At 64.6% G+C, this 21,037-nt stretch carries 19 protein-coding genes; 15 read left to right on the forward strand and 4 right to left on the reverse strand.

The genetic code is table 11. The features are described from left to right. Positions 1-229: 229 nt before the first annotated feature. From ABXS05_RS29030 to ABXS05_RS29060, 7 genes are all read left to right on the forward strand, one after another. The gene (locus ABXS05_RS29030; protein ID WP_367626276.1) at positions 230-1,447 is read left to right on the forward strand and encodes an ROK family transcriptional regulator; all 1,218 of its coding nucleotides are present in this window, start codon (positions 230-232) and stop codon (positions 1,445-1,447) included. Positions 1,448-1,710: 263 nt separating this feature from the next. After that, on the forward strand, positions 1,711-3,543 hold the full coding sequence (locus ABXS05_RS29035; protein WP_367626277.1) for a peroxidase family protein: 1,833 nt from the start codon (positions 1,711-1,713) through the stop codon (positions 3,541-3,543). Between the two features lies 1 nt (position 3,544). Continuing rightward, positions 3,545-4,444 (forward strand): hypothetical protein, encoded by a 900-nt coding sequence (locus ABXS05_RS29040; protein WP_367626278.1) that lies wholly within the window; start codon positions 3,545-3,547, stop codon positions 4,442-4,444. Then, on the forward strand, positions 4,441-5,877 hold the full coding sequence (locus ABXS05_RS29045) for an NADH:flavin oxidoreductase (RefSeq protein ID WP_367626279.1): 1,437 nt from the start codon (positions 4,441-4,443) through the stop codon (positions 5,875-5,877). The genes ABXS05_RS29040 and ABXS05_RS29045 overlap by 4 nt, the downstream gene beginning before the upstream one ends. A 44-nt stretch (positions 5,878-5,921) precedes the next feature. Further along, the gene (locus ABXS05_RS29050; RefSeq protein ID WP_367626280.1) at positions 5,922-7,469 is read left to right on the forward strand and encodes a c-type cytochrome; all 1,548 of its coding nucleotides are present in this window, start codon (positions 5,922-5,924) and stop codon (positions 7,467-7,469) included. 16 nt (positions 7,470-7,485) lie between these two features. Further along, positions 7,486-7,911 (forward strand): hypothetical protein, encoded by a 426-nt coding sequence (locus ABXS05_RS29055; protein ID WP_367626281.1) that lies wholly within the window; start codon positions 7,486-7,488, stop codon positions 7,909-7,911. Between the two features lie 220 nt (positions 7,912-8,131). After that, a complete protein-coding gene (locus ABXS05_RS29060) occupies positions 8,132-8,989 on the forward strand; it encodes a slipin family protein (RefSeq protein WP_367626282.1) in 858 nt (285 codons plus the stop codon). A gap of 67 nt (positions 8,990-9,056) precedes the next feature. Here ABXS05_RS29060 and ABXS05_RS29065 read toward each other — a convergent pair whose 3' ends face one another. Beyond that, complete coding sequence (locus tag ABXS05_RS29065) at positions 9,057-9,935, reverse strand: LysR substrate-binding domain-containing protein (RefSeq protein ID WP_311943301.1); 879 nt, start codon at positions 9,933-9,935, stop codon at positions 9,057-9,059. 204 nt (positions 9,936-10,139) lie between these two features. Between ABXS05_RS29065 and ABXS05_RS29070 the strand changes: the two genes are divergently transcribed. Further along, positions 10,140-10,448, forward strand: a complete 309-nt coding sequence (locus tag ABXS05_RS29070; RefSeq protein WP_311943303.1) for a DUF1127 domain-containing protein — start codon at positions 10,140-10,142, stop codon at positions 10,446-10,448. 105 nt (positions 10,449-10,553) lie between these two features. Here the strand turns inward: ABXS05_RS29070 and ABXS05_RS29075 are convergent, their stop codons facing one another. Further along, positions 10,554-11,240 (reverse strand): DUF937 domain-containing protein, encoded by a 687-nt coding sequence (locus tag ABXS05_RS29075; RefSeq protein ID WP_311943305.1) that lies wholly within the window; start codon positions 11,238-11,240, stop codon positions 10,554-10,556. Between the two features lie 131 nt (positions 11,241-11,371). After that, a complete protein-coding gene (locus tag ABXS05_RS29080; RefSeq protein ID WP_367626283.1) occupies positions 11,372-12,775 on the reverse strand; it encodes an MATE family efflux transporter in 1,404 nt (467 codons plus the stop codon). A gap of 201 nt (positions 12,776-12,976) precedes the next feature. On the opposite strand from ABXS05_RS29080, the gene ABXS05_RS29085 reads away from it, so the two are divergent. Further along, positions 12,977-14,617 (forward strand): acyl-CoA dehydrogenase family protein, encoded by a 1,641-nt coding sequence (locus ABXS05_RS29085; protein WP_367626284.1) that lies wholly within the window; start codon positions 12,977-12,979, stop codon positions 14,615-14,617. An 85-nt stretch (positions 14,618-14,702) separates the two neighbouring features. On the opposite strand, the gene ABXS05_RS29090 is transcribed toward ABXS05_RS29085, so the two are convergent. Continuing rightward, the gene (locus ABXS05_RS29090; RefSeq protein ID WP_311943311.1) at positions 14,703-15,245 is read right to left on the reverse strand and encodes an invasion associated locus B family protein; all 543 of its coding nucleotides are present in this window, start codon (positions 15,243-15,245) and stop codon (positions 14,703-14,705) included. Positions 15,246-15,611: 366 nt separating this feature from the next. Between ABXS05_RS29090 and coxB the strand changes: the two genes are divergently transcribed. The 6 genes from coxB to ABXS05_RS29120 all read left to right on the forward strand — a co-directional run bounded on the left by coxB (position 15,612) and on the right by ABXS05_RS29120 (position 21,014). Further along, on the forward strand, positions 15,612-16,478 hold the full coding sequence (gene coxB / locus ABXS05_RS29095) for a cytochrome c oxidase subunit II (RefSeq protein WP_415080532.1): 867 nt from the start codon (positions 15,612-15,614) through the stop codon (positions 16,476-16,478). Between the two features lie 33 nt (positions 16,479-16,511). After that, complete coding sequence (gene ctaD, locus ABXS05_RS29100) at positions 16,512-18,158, forward strand: cytochrome c oxidase subunit I (RefSeq protein WP_311943313.1); 1,647 nt, start codon at positions 16,512-16,514, stop codon at positions 18,156-18,158. Positions 18,159-18,358: 200 nt separating this feature from the next. After that, positions 18,359-19,282 carry a heme o synthase gene (cyoE, locus tag ABXS05_RS29105; protein WP_371260366.1) on the forward strand — a complete coding sequence of 308 codons (924 nt, stop codon included), beginning with the start codon at positions 18,359-18,361 and terminating at the stop codon, positions 19,280-19,282. Next, positions 19,279-19,524, forward strand: coding sequence for a hypothetical protein (locus ABXS05_RS29110; protein WP_068291626.1), 246 nt, complete (start codon positions 19,279-19,281; stop codon positions 19,522-19,524). The genes cyoE and ABXS05_RS29110 overlap by 4 nt, the downstream gene beginning before the upstream one ends. A 1-nt stretch (position 19,525) precedes the next feature. After that, positions 19,526-20,146, forward strand: a complete 621-nt coding sequence (locus tag ABXS05_RS29115) for a cytochrome c oxidase assembly protein (protein ID WP_311945270.1) — start codon at positions 19,526-19,528, stop codon at positions 20,144-20,146. Between the two features lie 31 nt (positions 20,147-20,177). Next, a complete protein-coding gene (locus ABXS05_RS29120; RefSeq protein ID WP_311945272.1) occupies positions 20,178-21,014 on the forward strand; it encodes a cytochrome c oxidase subunit 3 in 837 nt (278 codons plus the stop codon). The last annotated feature ends 23 nt before the right edge of the window (positions 21,015-21,037 follow it).

Raw genomic sequence — 21,037 nt, forward strand, 5'->3', positions numbered from 1 at the left:
GCTTTGACTTGAACGGAGATTGGAGCGCCAGCTTCATAGCTCCATCGCTTGATGGAGCGGGGCTGACATCCAGACATCACCGTATCCGTCGACAGATATGTCAGCAGGAGGCTGACACTCCAAATCCCACGCCTTCCTTTTCAGCTTGGCGCTCCAGCTCTGGCTTATGACTGATTCTAGTCATAAGCTTGCCGGCCGCAGGAAACAGGGCCGGCAGCGAGGAGTGGCGGTGAAAGACAGTATCAGGTCGGGGCAGGAAGCGGGCTCGGCGGCCGGAGCCGGCGCAATCCTCTGGCTGATCGCCGCCGGAAAAGCGCGTTCGCGGTCCGCCCTGATCGAGGCCTCGGGCCTGTCGCGATCCACCGTGACCGAACGCCTCGCCGCCCTGTTCGCCGCCGGGCTGATCGAGGAGGCACCGGATGCAATGCCGAGCGGCGGGCGGCCGGCGCGCCTCATCCGGCTGAACACCGCCTTCGGTGTGACGCTGTGCGCCGATATCGGCGAGAGCCATGTGCGCCTAGCCGTCACCGATCTCGAACCGCGCATCCTGGCCGAAGCGGTGGGAAGCGTCGACATTCGCCGCGGCCCGGTACCGGTCCTGGGCTGGATCGTCGAGCAATTCCAGGTACTGCTGGCGCAGATCGGACGCGACAGCGACGAGGTTCTCGGGATCGGTCTCGGCCTGCCGGCGCCGGTCGACCATGAGGGCGGCCGCGTGGTGGGTCCTTCCGTCATGACGGGCTGGGACGATTTCGACATCCGGGGCTGGATGCACCGGCATTTCGACGCGCCGGTCGTGGTGGAGAACGACGTCAACCTGATGACCCTGGCCGAATATCGCCGTTTCTGGCCCGATGTCGGCCAGTTCCTCTACATCAAGGCAGGAACCGGCATTGGCAGCGGCATCATCACCGACGGCCGGCTCTATCGCGGCGCCCAGGGTGCGGCCGGCGATATCGGCCATATTCAGCTCACCCACGCTCCCGCCCCGCTCTGCCGCTGCGGCAAGCTCGGCTGTGTCGAGGCACGGGCCGCCGGCTGGGCCATCGCGCGCGATCTGAGGGGCCATGGCATCGAGGCCTCGGCCGCCCGCGACATCATCGCGCTGACCCAGGCAGGCGAGCCGGAAGCCGTGCGGCTGGTACGCGAAGCCGGCCGCGTGCTCGGCGAAGTGACCTCGGACGTCGTCAGCGTGCTCAATCCCAGCGTGATCGTGATCGGCGGTACGCTCGCCCTGGCCGGTGAGGATTTGATGTCGGGCATCCGCGAGCTGGTCTATCAGCGCTCGCTGCCACTGGCCACGCGCAACCTCTCCATCGCGTCGGCCCAGTCCGATCTGCGCACCGGACTGCTGCTCGGGGCGGCCCTGCTCGTCATCGAAATGCAGACGCGCCCCGAAACGATCGAGCGCACAATCCTTCGGCATCAGCGCCCGCGCGCCGCCTGAAACCGCGACGGCCTCTCGAACAGCGCAAGCGATAGCCCCCTACCTCAACGTCAATGTAAATTCACAAAAAATCAGACAAAACAAATGCGCTTTCCCGAAGGCCCCCGCCTTCGAGGTATAATAACCCACCATACTCTCGATTCTGAAGAATTCATTGCATCAAATACCGTGACAATACCGTGATTCCGGTTCTGTCGATCAGGATTTCGAAGTCGACAAGCCAACGCTTCCTACTCATCATTGCGACCGCAGGGGAGGCAGCGATGAGCGCAATCGTCGATAACACGCTGATATTGCTGGCACGTGTGACCAGCCGCCTGAAGATATGGTATCTCTGGCCCTTCCCTTTGAGCGATGCCATCCTTCTCGGGCTTCGTGGCATCCTGCGGCGGAACAACCTGTTCGATACGGAAACCGCACCGGCGCAACCCGCCCTCGCCAACGGTTTCGACATCCAGCATTTCCGCACGCCCGACGGCAGCTACAACGATCTCGCCCAGCCCTGGATGGGGCGGGCCGGTACGCGTTTTGGCCGCAACGTCCCGCTGGACAAGACCTATGGCGAGGTGGCACCAACCCTGTATGAGCCCAATCCACGCCTGGTCAGCTCCAGATTGCTTGCGCGGGAGGCTTTTGCGCCGGTCCCGCATCTGAACGTGCTGGCGGCGGCCTGGATCCAGTTCATGGTGCATGACTGGCTGAGCCATGGGCCCAATCTCCAGGAAAATCCCCATCATTTTCCCGTACCGGAGGGCGATGGCTGGCCAACGCCTTCGATGAAAGTAAGGCGCACCAGGTCGGATGTCCCATCGGCCGACCAGCCGGGACGGCCGCCCACCTACACCAATGTCGAAAGCCATTGGTGGGACGCCTCGCAGATCTATGGCTCCTGCCTCGAGCGCCAGCTTCAGATCCGCACCGACCCGGCAACGAATGCCGTTCGCCCCGACGGCAAGATCCATCTCGACGAAGAGGGTCACCTGCCTGTCGATACCAAGGCCAAACAGCAGGGATTGGAGCTTGCAGGGGTCAACGGCAATTGGTGGGTCGGCCTTTCCGCCCTGCATACCCTGTTCGCACGCGAGCACAACGCCATCGTCGACCGTCTGCGCATCGACCATCCCGGAGAAACCGGCGAATGGCTGTTCCAGAAAGCACGGCTGGTCAACGCGGCTTTGCTCGCCAAGATCCATACCGTCGAATGGACGCCGGCGCTGATGAATTCGCCAGCGGGCCGTTTTGCCATGCGCGGCAATTATTTCGGGCTGCTCGGCGAGACCTTCAAGAACAGCCATGGCCGCATCGGTGACGGTGAGATCCTCTCGGGCATTCCGGGTTCGCCCAAGGACCATGGCGGCGTGCCCTATGCCATGACCGAGGAGTTCGCCGCCTCCTACCGGCTGCATTCGCTGCTGCCGGACGATTTTTCCTTTCGCCGGCACGAAGACGACGACGCCCTGTTCGAATGCGGGCTCGCCGATGTCTTCGCCGACAAGACACGCGCCGTCTACCAAAAGGCCGGCTTCCTCAATGTGTTCTATTCCCTCGCCACCGCCCATCCCGGCGCGCTGGTGCTCCATAACTACCCCAATGCACTCCGCCGGCTCGACAAGCGTGTGGACGATCATCTGTTCATCGACCTGGCGGCCGTCGACATCTTGCGCGACCGTGAACGAGGTGTGCCGCGCTATTGCGAATTCCGCCGCCTGATCGGCGCGCCGGCACCGCGCAGCTTCGAGGAACTCACCAACGACCCTCGCTGGCGCCAGGAACTCAGCGATGTCTACGGCTCGGTCGAGCAGGTCGATCTCCTGGTCGGTACCTTGGCGGAAAGCAACGCTTCGAACGGCTCCCCACCGGGATTCGGCTTTTCCGACACCGTTTTCCGCATCTTCATCCTGATGGCCTCGCGTCGCTTCAAGAGCGATCGCTTCTTCACCGAGGATTTTCGCCCGGAGATCTATACGCCGGCCGGTTTCCGCTGGGTCCAGGACAATTCGCTGCGTAGCGTGCTGGAGCGCCATCTCCCCGAACTCGCGCCGGCTTTCGCCGTCACCCGCAATGTCTTCTTCCCCTGGACCGAGGCGAGCAGGTGAGATGGCCCGGCGCATCCGCATCCCCTTGCTGATCGATCTCCTCGAAGTCGAGGACGCCGCCACCATCGCTGCGATCGACCGCGATCCCCGTCTCGACCGCGCCTTCGGCAAGGCCGGACCCTTGTTCAACCGGATGCTGGCCGGCCGGCTGGCACGGATATTTGCCATCGACGGCATCCCGTTTCCGACCATGCGGGCGCGCCATGACGGAGAGCGCCGCGCGGCCCAGGCCGCCCTCGCCGCCCGATTGCACGACGCGGCCCTGCCCGAACTGTCCGGCAAGCACCCGCTGGTCGCCTATGTCAGGGGCACCGGCCCGCGCGAACAGGTCGGGCCGGCGCTGCAGGCCGTGATCGCCCGCCAATTCGACCCGGCCTTCACGCCGCAGGAAGCGGAAGCCCAACGCCTGTGGGACGCGGCCGTGCGCTTCGATGCCGCCGCCCGCACCGCCAATCCCTTGCTCTGGCTGCAGCAGGCGCTGTTCGGCACCCTGCAGGCCGACAGGAACATCCTGGCCGGCGCGGTCGGGCGCGATCCGGTTGCCATCCATGCCGTCGGCATCGCCGTGCACAATCTGGTCGCGAGCCTCGACCGGCTGCGCGGCCATCACGACGATCCCGGCCGCCGCTTCGCCCTCGACGGCAGGGCGGCGGCGATCGCCTCGCTCGCCGCACCCAACTCGGTGTTGCGCCAGGCCAAGGGCGTGGCCGATATCCCCGGTGGCTCGCTGGAACCCGGCGCCCTGGTGAGGTTCAAGCTCGCCCATGCCGCCGGGCGCACGCTCGATCCCGCCACCGCCTTCCAATCCGCCTCCTGGAGCGCCTGCCCGGCCTCCGGCTTCGTGTTCCGGCTGCTCGCCGGGATCTGGACGGCAGCCCGCATGCAGGACGACGAGCCATGAGACCATCCGAGTCAATCGGCGAGGATCCAATCTTCACGCCGCTCCGTTTCCGCAATCTCACGGTCAAGAACCGCATCTTACGCTCCAGTATTTCCGGACGCTGGGACAATGAAGACGGCTCGCCTACCCAGACCCGCCTCAACTGGGAGAGCAAGTTCGCTCGGGGCGGTGTCGGCGCCATCATCACCTCCTTCGTGCCGATGGCGATCGAGGGGCGGATCGCGGCCAATTACGCCACCAACCATCGCGACGCCTTCATTCCGCTGTGGGCCCGGATTGCCGAGGCGGTCCACGCCCATGACTGCCGCTTCATCATGCAGCTCAGCCATTCGGGCCGGCAGATGGACGTGCCTGGCGTCACCAACCAGCATCGCCCGGTGGCCAGCCCCACCAATGCGCGCGAGACCCTGCACGGCTTTCCGACCCAGGCGATGACGCCGGGCGAGATCGGCATCCTGGTCGAGAAATTCGGACGTGCGGCTTGGCGAGCCCGCGAGGCGGGCTGCGACGGCGTCGAACTGCACGCAGCCAACGGCTATCTCTTCACCCAGTTCCTCTCCTCCGGCATCAATGACCGCACCGACCACTATGGCGGCTCCCTGCCCAACCGGGCGCGCTTCCTCCTGGAGGTCATCCGCTCGATCCGCTGCCATGTCGGCCCGGATTTCCACCTGCAGGTCAAGCTCTCCGCGGTCGATCGCAACAACGTCATTCCCTGGGAAAAGAAGGGCAACACCATCGACGAGACCATCGAGGTGGCGCGCTACTGCCAGGCAGCAGGGGTCGACGCCATTCACGTCTCCACCGGCTCGCTCTTCCCCCATCCCCTCAATCCGCCGGGCGACCTTTCGCTGGAGACCCTGGCCGTGGTCTACGACGCCATGATCGCCTCCGGTCTCTACGGCCTGCGCAATTTTCTGCTGTTCCGCTACCCGGCCCTGCGGCCGATCTTCCGCTGGCTCTGGTTCCGCATGAAGAAGGGCCATGGCATCGAGGGCATCAGCCTGGAGGAAGCCCGCCAGTTCAAGCAGGCCCTCACCATCCCGGTGCTGGTCACCGGCGGTTTCCAGACAGCATCGGTGGTCCGTCAGGCGCTGGCCTCGGGCCAGTGCGACGGCGTAGCGATTGCCCGCTCCCTCATCGCCAACAACGATCTGCCCCGGCAATGGCAGGCTGGGCACGATCTCCCGGCCAATCCCTGCACCTATTGCAACAAATGCCTGGTCAACGCGGCCAAGAACCCGTTGGGTTGCTACGAGGAGCAGCGCTTTCCCGACCGCGACGCCATGCTGGCCGCCCTCTACTCGATCTATGCGACGAAGCCCGACCTGGTCATTCCCGGCGCGGATCCATCCGGTTCGAGCCCTGCTCGCGCGGTGGCCAATCCCCCCAGAGCCACACGAAAACGCACACCCCCTCACCCCGTTTCATGAGCCGATCGGAGGCTGCCGCTCGACCACATTCAAGGAAAAGCACGATGCCGGAACCCTATTTCGTCACCGAAGTCGAGCGCCAACTGGCGCAACGCCGCCATAGATGGCGGCCGGTGCGGCTCGTGCTCATCGCCGCCCTGGTGGCGGCTGTCTATCTCGCCCTGACGGCGGCCATCCTCTTCACGCGCAACGACACACCGCGCTATGGCGACGTGATCGAGCATTTCAAATATGGCTCGATCGGCTCGGAGACGGAAAGCGGCATTCCCTACCGGGTCTGGCAGGCCCTGCCCAGGCTGTTCCCGGATGCCTTCGAACAACGCGACGACTACAGCGCCTTCGGCTTCCTCTATGAAAAGGACAGCCTGGGACGACAGCGCGACCTGCCCATCGGGGTCTCGCGCCGGACGGTGCGCGGCGTCGACATGGTCTGGCTCAACTGTGCCGTCTGCCACACCGGCACCTATCGCCTGAGCGCGAACGGGCCCCGCACCACCGTACCGGCAATGCCCTCCAACAATCTGCAGTTCGAACGTTTCGTACGCTTCGTCCTGTCGACGGCCGCCGACGAGCGTATGGCGCCGGACACGCTGATTCCCGCGGCCGAAGCCGCCGGCCATCGCTTCGGCGTGGTCGAGAAAGTCGCCTGGCGCTACCTCGTGCTGCCCCCCCTGCGCGAAGGCCTGATCGCGCGGCATGCCCGGCTCGAATCGCTGCTCGCGCGCCAGCCCGACTGGGGTCCGGGCCGGGTCGACACCTTCAATCCCTACAAGGCGGTGCAGATGAAGATTCCCGCCGCGACGCTGACGCCGGCCGAGGTGATCGGCGCCGCCGACTTCCCCGCGGTCTTCGAGCAGGGGCCGCGCGAGGGCATGCATCTGCATTGGGACGGCAACAACACCTCGCTGGCCGAACGCAATCTTTCGGCTGCGCTCGGTGCCGGCGTCACCCCCGAGACGGTCGATCATGCCGCCATCAAGCGCGTTGCCGACTGGCTGCTCACGCTCAAGCCGCCGGCCTCTCCCAACCGGCCCGATGCCGGAGCCGTCGAGCGGGGCCGCACCGTCTACAGGAGCGCCTGCAGCTCCTGCCATGGCGAGCAGGATCCGGCGGGCTATCAGTTCCAGGGCGACGCGATCGGCAAGGTCGATCCCATCGCGCGGCTCGGCACCGACAGAGCGCGCCTCGACAGCTACACGCCGGCCTTCCGGCAAAGGCAGCTCACGGAACTGTTCGCCGGTACACCCTATGCCTTCAGATCCTTCGAAAAGACCGACGGCTACGCCAATCTCCCGCTCGATGGCCTGTGGCTGCGCGGCCCCTATCTGCACAATGGTGCCGTTCCCACGCTGAAGGATCTGCTCGCCCCGCCTGCCCAGCGGCCAGCAGCCTATCTGCGCGGCAGCGACGTGATCGATGGCGTCAATGGCGGCTTCCTCTCGCCGCCCTGCGATCCCAAGGGCCCGCCGCCGGCAACCGGCTTTTGCTTCGACACCACCCAGACCGGCAACGGCAAGGATGGCCATCTCTACGGCACGGATCTGCCGGCATCCGCCAAATCGGATCTACTTTCCTATCTGCTCACCTTCTGACCGGGAGAACCCCGCCATGACCGATCAGACCCTCACCCTCGGATGGACCATGGCGCAGGCCGCCAGGGCCCTGCGCAGCTACCGGCTCGTGCTCGGCTTCAACATGGCCGTGCATGTGCTGATCGGGCTCGCCTGCATTTTCTGCCCCGGCTGGGTTTCGCAGATGGCCGGCCTGCCGGACGCCATTCCGGTGGGTTGGGAGCGTGGCTGGGGCGCTACGCTCCTGCTCGTCACCGTGCTCTATATCCCCGGCTGGTACCAACCCTTGATTGCTCGGATGCCCAATGTGATCGGCATCGGCGGCCGCCTGTGGATGGCCTTGATCTGGCTCTTCTGCGGCGGCGGCTTCCTGTGGTTCGCCCTGTTCGACGGCTTTTTCGCCGTGGTGCTCGCTTTGCTCTACCGGCGCCTGCTCACCAACCAGCTGATGACGCATCCCTGAGCCCAGCCGGGTTCCGGGCGCTGCCGGCACTCCTCTTTAACTGCGCGGCGGCGATGGCCATATGCAGGTTGGGACTGCGGCCCCGGCCCGCCATGCTCGGGATTGCTCCGCCGTAGTGCTTTGCTCCCGACGGGATCACCAGGACCCGCAGGATGCGGCGGAACCAGGAACTGGCGCCAGGAGGCGATGACGCCTCCACGCCCGCTCCGGGAGTATCGCCATGAACCCCATCACCCTGTTCGCCACGAGCATTCTCGCCCTCGCCGGCGCAGGCTCGGCCTATCTCGGTCAGTACTGGCTTGCCGGTGTCCTGTTCCTGCTCGCCCTCGTCGTTGCGGCTTCGCTCAAGATGGCCAACACCTGGCAGAAATTCGTGGTGCTGCGCGCCGGCAATCTGCAGGGCGTCTACGGACCCGGCCTGTTCGCGATCATTCCGGTCATCGACAATGTCGTCGCCGTGATCGACGAACGCATCCAGACCACCGCCTTCAACGCCGAGCAGGCCCTGACCCGCGACACCGTGCCCGTCAATGTCGATGCCATCATCTTCTGGCATGTGCATGATGCCGAGAAAGCGGCGCTGGCGATCACCCATTACCGAGAGGCGATCGATCGCGTCGCCCAGACCTCGCTACGCGAAATGATCGGCGCCTCGATGCTGTCCTCCCTGTTGTCCGATCGCAAGGCGGCCGACGAGCGCCTGCGCGACGTCATCGGCTGCAAGACCGCCGAATGGGGAATCACCGTGATGTCGGTGGAGATCCGCGACGTCGCCATCCCCGTGGCCCTGCAGGATGCGATGTCACGCCAGGCCCAGGCCGAGCGGGAAAGAGAGGCACGCGTCATCCTCGGCTCGGCGGAAGCCGAAGTCGCCAGCAAATTCGTGGAGGCGGCCGAGACCTATGCCAGCCATCCGGCCGCCTTGCAGCTCAGGGCCATGAACATCATCTACGAAACGACCAAGGAGCGGGGCGCCACCATCCTGATCCCAACCACGATGGTGGACAGCCTCAATCCCGCCTCGGCCCTGGTCCTGGCGAACCAGGGCTCGCCGAGCCCGCTGAAAAGCGCGGCTTGAGCACACCGGGGATCTGGGAAAGCGGCTGTCGGATCGACGGCTCCTCGCCTCATCCAAACCGGCAGCTTTATTCCGCCGCTTCGTTCTGCGCCAGATTGTCGAGGCTCTGGATGATCAGGCTGGCGAGCGCATCGGTCAGCGAAGTCTGCTCGCGCCAATTGCGCACCAGCCCGATCTTGCAGGAGGGCAGCGGCGGGAAGCCGTCGGTGGGACCAAGGACACGCATGCCCGGCTTCAACGCGCTCTCGGGCAGCACCGAGACCGCCAGGCCGGCAAGGACCATGGCGCCGACCGCGGTCGAATTCCAGCTCGAATAAAGTACGCGATAGCTGCGATTGATGGTTTCGAGCTTCTCCTGTGCCGCCTGCCGCCAGCCGCAGCTCGGACGGCCGAGCGCAAGCGGCAGCGGTGTCTCGGTATGGACCTGATGCCGGCTCGAGGTCACCCAGAGCAGGCGCTCGTGCCGCACGAATTCGGCTGCTCCCTTGTGCTCGACATGGGTGATGATGGCGAGGTCGAGATCATTGGTATTGATACGTTCGATCAGCATGGGCGTCGGTTCGCAGACGATGGTCACCTCGACCCTGGGGTTGGCCTGCGAGAAGCGCGCCATGATCTCGGGCAGGTAGCGGTCGGCGTAATCGTCGGGAATGCCGATGCGCACGCGCCCGGTCAGCTCGTTCTGGGAGAAGGCGCAGACCGCGTCCATGTTGAGCTTGACGATGCGCCTAGCATAGTCGAGCAGCTTGTCCCCGTCTTCCGTCAGCCTGGAGGCGCGACCGTCCCGCTCGAAGATCGGTTTGCCGATGCGCTCCTCCAGCCTCTTCATCTGCATGGAGACGGCGGATTGGGTCTTGAAGACGATGTCCGCGGCGCGGGTGAAGCTGCCCGTTTCGGCGATGGCAATGAAGGTCCTGAGCTGATCGATATCCAACAGCACTGCCATGGCTACCCTCGCCTCGCTATTGCCTGAGGTGCGTGCCTCCACGCGCCATCAAAGAGCACGATAACAATCGCTTATGCTGAACATTAGAAACATTCGTTGGATTGATCAATGCCGATGTTTCATAGTGTTACCGTTCAGTATTGGTGATGAGTGGAGCGTTCCATCCGGGAGTGCTGCATCACCGGCCGCCCGATGGAGAATCCGATGAACAGCGTCGTCGTCAACAGCCAGTCTTCCTCTCTCGTCTCGACCCTCACCGAGATGGTGCGCGCTGTATTCGGCAAGATCGCCAGTCTCGCCGTCGCGCTTCACAACCGCCGGGAAATCAACCAGTTGGCCGCTGCGGATGCAGCGATGCTGCGCGATCTCGGCCTGACGCCGACCGACGTCGAAGGCGCCCTGTCGCAGCCGCTCTGGCGCGATCCGTCGGCCCAGCTCGTCGCGGCGCAAATGGACTGGCGCTGCTCGGCCAAGGCCGCCAAGCATGACAATTTCGTCGGTCTGCACGCCTGATGCCCGACCGGCACGACTTCTGGCCGCTTCCCCTGCGGCAGAACGCCCCGGAAGCGTGACTTCCGCACCTCAGCCCGCTTCGCCTGAAGCGGGCTTTTTCGTGGGCTACTTCTTGCCGAACCAGCTCTCCAGGAGCGACTGCATCGCATCAGCCTGCGCTTTCTGGATCCGGCTTCCCGCTTCGAGCATCTGATCCATTACCGCCGCCGCGTCATTTCTGGGAACCGGGGCCGGGCTCGGCATCAGGAACGGCGCCCATAACGCTGCCAATGCGCTGTTGTCGAACCAGGGAGCCGGCTTGGGCTGAGACGGCTGGAAAGCCCGCATCATGGCTTCGACCATGTCGCCCCACGGATTGCTGGGCGCCGGCGCCCCTGCCCGCGCCAGGCCGCTGACCAGGATGGACGCCACCGACGGCAGCATCGCGGCGATCACCGGGGCGGCGACGCCGCTCTGCAAGGCTGCGAGCTGGGACAGAGCCTTCGTCATCTCGGACGTGCCGAACAGGGCTGCCATCACGCGCTGGCCCTGCTGGGTCGCCTGCTGTGTGAAGGCCAGGGCCGCATCCTGGAAGCTGTCGACCTGCGGCACTCCCGACAAGCCGAAGAAATCCGGCGGTTCGGAAGCCGTCTTCGCCTTCTCCACCTCTCGCTTCAGGCCGAGCGAAAAGGCCGGCATCAGCGCCTCGGCCGCCGCCAAAGCCTGCTTCTGGCTGAGCTCGAAATGGCGGGCCAGATTGTCGATCGCCTGCCCGTTCTGCGCGGTGTTCAATAGATCGAAAAGTGTGTTCATGCCGCTTCCCATGCCACCGCCGCCGCGGCCCTAAAGCGTTTTGCGATTTGGCGGTTACGCCCAGAATCGCAAAGACGCGTCGAACCAAAGAGTTAGAGCAAATGAGCGTTTCGGTCCAAACGCGCTTTGCTCTAGGTCTGTCCAGGGACCTTAAGCCACCGCAGCGAGCGGTAAGCCCACCATACACCAAACACGCCGAAGATCACGGCGCCAAGCCCCTGTCCGGCCAATGCCCCCTCCGCTCCCCAATATTTTGCGCCAACCATGGCAAAGGGAATGGTACCGAGCGTGGCCTTGCCCCAATTGGACAGGGTTGCGGCAATCGGAAAGCCGAGATTGTTGAAGGAAGCGTTGGCAACGAAGAGCAGCCCGTGGAAGACCCACGATCCCGCCGCGAACAGGCAGAAAAAGGTGATGAGCTGGGCAGCCTGCGGATCGACGATGTTGAACAGGCGGATCACCAGCTGGTGCGCGGCCGCCAGCACCGCCCACACGACCAGCGCATAGATCGTGGTGAAGGTGAAGGCATCGGTCAGGGCACGGCGCACGCGGTCGAGTCGACCGGCACCGTAGTTCTGCCCGAGAATCGGTCCTACGACGCCTGAGAGCGAGAAGATGCCCCCGAAGCAGAAGGCGATCAGGCGCCCCATCACGGCATTGCCCGCCACGGCGCCGTCGCCGAAGGGGGCCAGCACCGCCGTCATGTAGCCATTGGCCACGGGGGTCGCGAGATTGGCGAGCATGGCCGGCCCCGCGATCGCCATGATCGGCCCGGTATCGGCGAGCGCCTCGCGCAGCGACAGCCGGCCCACCAGATCATGCACGCGGGAAGCGCCATACCAGCCAACTCCAACGGTAACCAGCCGCGAGATCACGATGACGATCGCCGCCCCCTCGACACCGAGGCCGAACCACAGGATGAAGATCGGATCGAGGATCGCAGCGGCGATCGCCCCCGACAGCGTGACATACATCGAGCGCCTGGCATCCCCGACGGCACGAAGCACGCCGGAAAGCGCCATGCCGCTGCCCATGAGCACGCCGCTCGGCACACTGATCTGCAGGAAGATGGTCGCCAGCTCCAGCGTGCGGCCGGTCGCGCCCAGCTGCGTAAGCAGCCAGGGAATCAGCGGAAAGGCAACTGCCGCCACCAGCGCGTTGATCAGGATCATCCACACCAGGATGGAAGCCCCGTAGCGTCGCGCCAGCTCGCGATTGCGGGCCCCCAATGCGCGTGAGCACAGAGCACCCGCCGAGATCATCACGCCGATGCAGATCGAGGTCGCCAGGAAGAGCACCGCCGCGCCGTAGCCAACCGCGGCCGTCGCCGCGGTGTCGCCGAGATGGGCGATGTACCACAGGTTGATGAGGTCGACGGCGAAGACGGACATCAGCCCGATCGAACCCGTCGTGGTCATCACCACGACATGGCGCATGATCGAGCCGGTCACGAATTTCGCCGTCGTCGACAGGGCGGCCGGCTGCACCGACACCTCGGCGGGCGCGGCATCGTCGTCGGCTTGGGGATGGCGCATTTTCAGTCCAATTCCTGGGAATGCGGACCTCGTTGCGGCATTCGGAAGAAGGCCGGACGATCCGCACGCCCCGTTGCCCATGGTGGGCGAAGGGCATCGATATAGGCCGATATCCTGCGGCGGAAAACCCCTGCCCTCCCTTCCCCCCTCGCCAGAGGTGCTCCCACGCGATAGTTTGGCCCGCAGTCAGGAAGCCACGCCATGATTGCGCAAGAGCCGATCGCCGACCTGCCGACCCATCAGGTGACCAACCAGGTCCCGCCTTTGCTGGACTACAACCTGTTCGACAGCGACCCCGGGCTGCAGGCTGCCCTGGAGCGCGAAGGCGCCAGCTGGGCACGGGACGCCGCGAGCGCCTTCGGGGCCTCGATCGGCAGCGCCGAAGCGATCGCGCTCGGCGAGGCCGCCGGCCGCCACACGCCCGAACTGCATAGTTTCGACCGCTTCGGCCAGCGCATCGATCATGTCGAGTTCCACCCCGCCTATCATGCCCTGATGGCACGCGGCCTGGAGGCCGGCATCCATTCCCTGCCGGCCTCGGGGCGTTCCGGCGGCTTCGTCGCCCATGCCGTCCTGGAATATATGCTGACCCAGATCGAACCCGGCGTGTGCTGCCCGATCACCATGACCGGCGCCAGCCTGGCCTTATTGCGCCAGGCGCCGACTCTCTTTGCACAATGGGGCCCACTCATCCGAGCCAATGCCTATGACGGCTCGGCCCGGCCGGTAGCCGACAAGGGAGCGGCGACCATCGGCATGGCGATGACGGAAAAGCAGGGTGGCTCCGATGTCCGGGCCAACACCACCCGCGCAGCCCCCCTCGGTGAAGACTTTTACGAACTCACCGGGCACAAATGGTTCTGTTCGGCCCCGATGTCGGATGGCTTCCTCACCCTGGCGCAGGCCCCCGGCGGGCTCAGTTGCTTTTTCGTGCCGCGCTGGCGGCCGGACGGCACCCGCAATCCCATCTTCATCCAGCGCCTCAAGGACAAGCTCGGCAATCGCTCCAACGCTTCGGCCGAGATCGACTATGCCGGTGCCCTGGCCTGGCGCGTCGGCGAGGAAGGACGCGGCGTCGCCACCATCATGGCCATGGTCAACCAGACCCGGCTCGACGCGGCCCTGGTCTGTGCCGGCATGATGCGCCAATGCGCGGTACAGGCCGTACACCACGCCGCCCACCGCCGGGCTTTCGGCAAGCTCCTGATCGAGCAGCCCCTGATGCAGCCCGTCCTCGCCGACCTGGTGGTCGAGGCGGAAGCGGCCACCATGCTGGTCATGCGAGTCGCCCGGGCCTTCGATGCCGATACGCCTGAGGAAGCTGCCTTTGCGCGGATCGGGGCAGCCATCGCCAAATTCTGGGTGACCAAGCGCCTGCCCAATCTCAGCTACGAGGCACTGGAATGTCTCGGCGGCAACGGCTTCGTCGAGGAGGGACCGCTCGCCCGTTTCTATCGCGAGGCGCCTGTCAACGCGATCTGGGAGGGCTCCGGCAATGTCAACGCGCTCGACGTGCTGCGGGCGCTCGCCAAGGAGCCCGCGACCGTCGAGGCATTGCGCAGCGAATTGGAGGCAGCACGGGGTTTGGATCCGCGCTACGATGCCTTCGTCGCAGCCATCCAGAAATCCATGCGTGCCGGCGGCTTGCAGGAAGGCCTGGCCCGCCGTCTGGTGGAAGATCTCGCTTTGGCGCTGGAAGCCTCGCTCCTGCTCCGCCACGGCCCTGCACCGATGGCCGAGGCCTTCATCGCCGGCCGCCTCGCTGGCGGCATGCGTGGCTGCTACGGCGCCCTCCCTGCCGGCCTGAACCTGCGGCCGATTCTGGATCGGGCGACAGTGTAAGGCCCCTTGGAGGGTCAATCTCCGGATCGACCCGGCACCGTCGAGATCCACGAAAGGTCGATTCGGAGATCGACCCTCCAATGCCTCATTTCAGCTTGTCGAAACCTTCGCCAAAGCCCTTCAGGGTCAGCGGAATGCCGATGCCCTCTTCCGGTGTCTGGAAGATGATGAAGGTGGCTTCCTTACCGGTACGCAGCATGCCGATCTGGGAATCGTCGAGCACCACGTCGGCCAGGCACCCCGTCGGCAGGCAGCGCACGAAGGCGGCGCGGCCGACATCCTTGCCGTCGATCTTGAGGCCAAGGCCGGACGGCAGGAGCACGCCGAGCGGCGCGATCACCCGCAGCAGGCGGCTCTTCTGGTCCGCGGTGCGCAGCACCAGCACCGAGAGGGCCACATTGGGGCGATCGGATGCGGTGACGGCCTGCACCAGCGCGCATTGTTCCTGCTGGGCTCCCGGCGGGGTATCGCAGCGCACCTGCCAATTGTCGTGGGTCGAGCGCAGCACGCCGAGCTGATCGGTCTGCTGCGCCGCGGCAGGACCGCCAAGCACGGCACCGGCCAGCAGGCCCGCGAAGGAAAGGCCGGCTACCCGCCGCAGCGTGGTCGCAAGAGCATGTTTCAGCATGTGTGCCAACAAGTTACATCCTCGCCGAATCAGGGCCCGCAGGCCCGGTTTGGATTTCAGTCGCGACGGGTAGCAGACAGGCCCTGACTGTCAAGCACGGCGCCGCAACGGTGTTCCACCCAGGTTGACGGCACATCATGGCGCTTTCGCGCCCAATTGCCGCACAAACCGTGGACGTCGAACCATTGCGATGCGCTGTGGATTGTGGTTTTTGAGTGACCGTGTGCTTTACATGAGTTCCAATCCGTGAAATCTGCGCGCCAGAGAGTTTTGCGCGATTGGCGCTCCCGACCGGTAACGAGCCAAGAGGCGTACCACGTGCCGTATCGGCTGCGTCGTGTCGGCGGGGAATTGGAGAGAAGGCGGATGGCTTTCCAGGCTAGGAAGAAAATGGGCGGGGTGGCACTGTCATCGCTGCTGTGGGGCCTCATGATCGGCACGGCCGGTGCCGAAGAGGCCGCCAAGGGCGGCCTCGGCGAGCCGCAGCCCTGGCAGATGGGCCTGCAGGAACCCGCCACGCCGGTCATGGAATATATCAACTGGTTCCATACCTATGTGATGTGGTTCATCGTACCGATCACCCTCTTCGTGATGGTCCTGCTGCTCTACGTGATCGTCCGCTTCAACAAGAAGGCCAATCCGGTCCCCTCCAAGGTCACGCACAACACCATCCTGGAAGTGGCATGGACGGTGCTGCCGATTCTGGTGCTGGTGTGCATCGCCCTGCCCTCGTTCAAGCTCCTCTACATGGAGGAAGTGATTCCGAAGGCCGACCTGACCATCAAGGCGACCGGCAGCCAGTGGTACTGGGATTACGAATATCCCGACAATGGCGACATTTCCTTCTCCTCCACCATGGTGCGCGACCTGCCCATGAGCGATCCGCTGCGCCTGCTCAAGGTCGACAACGAGGTCGTCGTGCCCGTGAACAAGACGGTGGTGGTGCAGGTCACCTCCAACGACGTGATTCACTCCTTCTCGGTGAACTCCTTCGGCATCAAGATCGACGCCATTCCCGGCCGCCTGAACCAGACCTGGTTCAAGGCCACCCGCGAAGGCATGTATTACGGCCAGTGCTCGCGCCTGTGCGGCCGCGACCATGCCTTCATGCCAATCGCCTTCCGCGTGGTGAGCGAGGAAGAGTTCCAGAAGTGGGTGGCCAGCAAGAAGACTGCAATGAACGGCGCCGCCCTGGACAAGGTCGCAGCCGCGACCTCCGTCGTAGTAAAGTAATGGCCTGACGGCTCGACTAAAGGATTGAATGTGATGGCCACTGCCCACAACGCATCGGCGCATGGGGATCATGCCCAAGATCCGCATGCCCATGACGCGCATGATCATCCGACCGGCTGGCGCCGTTATGTCTATTCGACCAACCACAAGGACATCGGCACGCTCTACCTGATCTTCGCGCTCGTCGCGGGTATCATCGGCGGCCTGCTGTCGGTGGCGATGCGCGCGGAACTGATGTTCCCGGGCCAGCAATTCTTCACCAACCCCTACACGTTCAATGCGTTCGTGACCGCGCACGGCCTGATCATGATCTTCTTCATGGTCATGCCCGCGATGATCGGCGGCTTCGGCAACTGGTTCGTGCCGCTGATGATCGGCGCACCGGACATGGCCTTCCCGCGCATGAACAACATCTCGTTCTGGCTGCTGATCCCGGCCTTCGGCCTTCTGATCATCTCGATGTTCGTGCCCGGCGGCCCCGGCGCCGACGACCTCGGTGTCGGCACGGGCTGGACGGCCTATCCGCCGATGTCCTCGATCAAGGGCACGCCCGGACCGGCGATGGATTTCGCCATCCTGTCGCTGCATCTGGCCGGCGCTTCCTCGATCCTGGGCGCCATCAACTTCATCACCACCATCTTCAACATGCGCGCACCCGGCATGACGCTGCACAAGATGCCGCTGTTCGCCTGGGGCGTGCTGGTTACCGCCTTCCTGCTGCTGCTGTCGCTGCCCGTCCTCGCCGGCGCCATCACCATGCTGCTGACGGATCGTAACTTCGGCACCGCCTTCTTCGATCCGGCCAATGGCGGCGACCCGATCCTGTGGATGCATCTGTTCTGGTTCTTCGGTCACCCCGAAGTCTACATCATGATCCTGCCGGGCTTCGGCATCGTCAGCCACATCATCTCGACCTTCTCGCGCAAGCCCATCTTCGGCTATCTCGGCATGGCCTATGCCATGGTCGCCATCGGCGTCGTCGGCTTCGTCGTGTGGGCCCACCACATGTACACCGTCGGCCTCGACGTCGACACCCAGGCCTATTTCGTGTTCGCCACCATGGTGATCGCGGTGCCGACCGGCGTGAAGATCTTCTCCTGGATCGCCACGATGTGGGGCGGCTCCATCGACTTCAAGGCGCCCATGGTGTGGGCGACGGGCTTCATCTTCCTGTTCACCGTCGGCGGCGTCACCGGCGTGATGCTGGCCAATGCCGGTGTCGACCGCTCGCTGCACAACACCTATTACGTGGTGGCGCATTTCCACTACGTGCTGTCGCTGGGCGCGGTCTTCTCCATCTTCGCGGGCTGGTACTACTGGTTCCCGAAAATGTTCGGCTACGTCATCCCCGACTGGATGGGCCAGGTGCATTTCTGGATCGCCTTCGTCGGCGCCAACATGCTGTTCATGCCGCAGCACTTCCTCGGCCTCGCCGGCATGCCCCGCCACCTCGTCGACTACAACCCGGCCTTCGCAGGCTGGAACCTGGTCTCCTCGCTCGGTGCCTTCATCTTCTTCGGCGGCGTGATCTGGTTCCTGGCCATCAACTTCTATGCGGTCTTCGTCCGCAAGGAGCAGGCGGCCGCCAATCCCTGGGGCGAAGGCGCCACCACCCTGGAATGGACGCTGTCCTCGCCGCCGCCCTTCCACCAGTTCGAGACACTGCCCCGCATCCGCTGAGCCCCTCGAACGCATGAGCTTTCGGGAGGGCGGCCGTTTCGACGGCCGCCCTCCCGCCTCCAGCAAACAGGTTTTCTTCTCGAGCCTTTCCCCGAAGGCTCGAGAAGAAAACCGGCCCGCAAGGGCCTCCGGCCAAATGCTCTCAGACCAAGCATCTCCTGTCTGGCCGGCTCGACGAAAAGGAACGTTCTTTGACCGATATCGGCATGCCCATCCAAGGCGAGGCTGACGATGCTGTTCCCGTGATCAGCATCGCGTCGGTTGGCGACTTCCTGGCCTTGCTCAAGCCGCGCGTGATGTCGCTCGTGGTGTTCACCGCCCTCACCGGCATGGTCGTGGCGCCCGGCCCGATCCATCCGGTCATCGGCCTCGCCGCCCTGATCGCCATCGCGGTCGGCGCCGGCGCCTCGGGCGCCCTCAACATGTGGTACGACGCCGACATCGATGCCGTGATGTCGCGTACGCGCAACCGTCCGGTTCCGGCCGGCCGGGTCAGCCCGGGCGAGGCGCTCGCCTTCGGCATCATCCTGTCCGGCCTATCGGTGCTGGCGCTGGGCGTCTTCACCAACTTCCTCGCCGCGGGCCTGCTCGCCTTCACCATCTTCTTCTATGTCGTTGTTTACACGATGTGGCTGAAGCGCTGGACGGTGCAGAACATCGTGATCGGCGGTGCGGCGGGCGCCCTGCCCCCGGTCGTCGCCTATGCGGCGGTGACCGGCACGGTAACCGTGGAAAGCCTCGTGCTCTTCGCCCTGATCTTCATGTGGACGCCGCCCCATTTCTGGGCGCTGGCGCTGTTTAAGTCGGGCGACTACGAAAAGGCCGGCGTGCCGATGCTGCCCGTGGTCGCGGGAGACCACGAGACCCGCCGCCAGATCCTGATCTACACCGTGCTGCTGGCTCCGATCGGCATGCTGCCCTGGCTGCTCGGCTATGCGCATTGGAGCTATGGCGTGGTTGCGGGCCTGGGTGGGCTCGGCATGCTCTGGCTTGCCATCGACATCTGGCGCAAGCCCGGCGACATGGGACCGGCCAAGCGCATGTTCGGCTACTCGATCCTCTATCTGTTCGTGTTGTTCGCCTGCCTGCTCGGCGAGGCGCTGGTGATGAGGGTCCTGGCATGATGGCGCATCATCTTTGGTTCATCGGACCGGCCCTGATCATCCTGCTGCTGATCATCCTGTTCCGTCCCCTCGCCTATCAGCGCCCGCCCAAGGACAGCTGGGTCGCCAGGCTGCCAGCCGACCAGGCGCGTAAGCTGCACTGGCGTTCCATCGCGATCGCCGCCGCCCTCATCGCCTTCGTGCTGCTCGTCTATGCCGTGAGCTTCGTCAAGGGCCCCGGCGTGCTCGACAAGGGGTTCTAGAATGGCTGGAACGCCCGACAAGCCCTCCTCTTCGCGCCCCAAGGTCGGCAATGGCGTGATCGCGGTGTCCTGCATCGCGTTCGTGGCATCGATGGTCGGTGCGGCCTATGCCGCCGTGCCGCTCTATACGCTGTTCTGCCAGGTCACCGGTTTCGCGGGAACCACGCGCGTTGCCGAGGCCGCCCCGGGCCAAGTCCTCGACCGCAGCTTCGAGGTGCGCTTCGATTCGAACATCAACCCGGCCCTGCCCTGGAAGTTCGAGCCCGAGCAGCGCTCGGTGACGGTCAAGGCCGGCGAGGTGAAGACGGTCTATTACAAGATCACCAACCTCTCCCAGGAAACCACCTATGCCGCGGCCGCCTATAATGTGACGCCGCAGGAAACCGGTGCGTATTTCTCGAAAATCCAGTGCTTCTGCTTCACCAACCAGAAGCTGGGGCCGGGCGAGAGCCAGGAATTGCCGGTGGTCTTCTTCGTCGATCCCGCGATCGACAAGGTCGACTATCTTGCCGGCGTGCACACGATCACGCTTTCCTATACCTACTATCCGGCCAAGCCTCCCGTGACTCCGCTCGCGGCGGCCGAACCGAAAACCGACACGTCGAGCAAACCGCAGTTATAAGTTCCCGGGCGACCGGCATCTGGAGAAAGCCATGGCTCAGACCAAGAACCATGATTACCACCTCGTCAATCCGAGCCCGTGGCCGTTCGTCGGCTCGATGGCGGCTTTCATCCTGGCCATCGGCCTGATCACCTGGATGCACAAATATTCCTACGGCCCGCTGGTGTTCGGCGTCGGCCTGATCGGCGTGCTCTACACCATGCTGATGTGGTGGTGGGACGTCATCAAGGAAGCTTCCGAGGGCGATCACACCCCGGTGGTGCAGCTGCATCACCGCTACGGCATGATGCTGTTCATCGCGTCGGAAGTGATGTTCTTCGTCGCCTGGTTCTGGGCCTATTTCGACGTCGCCCTCTTCCCGGGCGATGCCGCCGAGGTCGCTCGTACCACCCTGACGGGAGGCGTCTGGCCGCCCAAGGGCATCGAGACCCTCGATCCCTGGCATTTGCCGCTCCTGAACACGCTGATCCTGCTCACCTCCGGCACCACGGTGACCTGGGCCCATCACGCCCTGCTCGAGGGCGACCAGAAGGGCCTGAAGAACGGCCTGATCCTCACGGTCGTCCTTGGCCTGATCTTCACGCTGTGCCAGGCCTACGAGTATGCCCACGCGCCGTTCTCCTTCTCGGGCCACATCTATGGCTCGACCTTCTTCATGGCGACGGGCTTCCACGGCTTCCATGTGATCGTCGGCACCATCTTCCTGGCGGTCTGCCTGCTGCGCGCCAATCTGGGCCAGTTCACCCAGCGCCATCACCTCGGCTTCGAATTCGCCGCCTGGTACTGGCACTTCGTCGACGTGGTCTGGCTGTTCCTGTTCGCCTGCATCTACATCTGGGGTTACGGTCCCGGCGGCGTGCACGGCTGAGCCGCCTTCATACGATCAACGAG

Origin of the sequence: Labrys neptuniae (genome assembly GCF_040797145.1) — a bacterium.
Taxonomy (GTDB): domain Bacteria; phylum Pseudomonadota; class Alphaproteobacteria; order Rhizobiales; family Labraceae; genus Labrys; species Labrys neptuniae.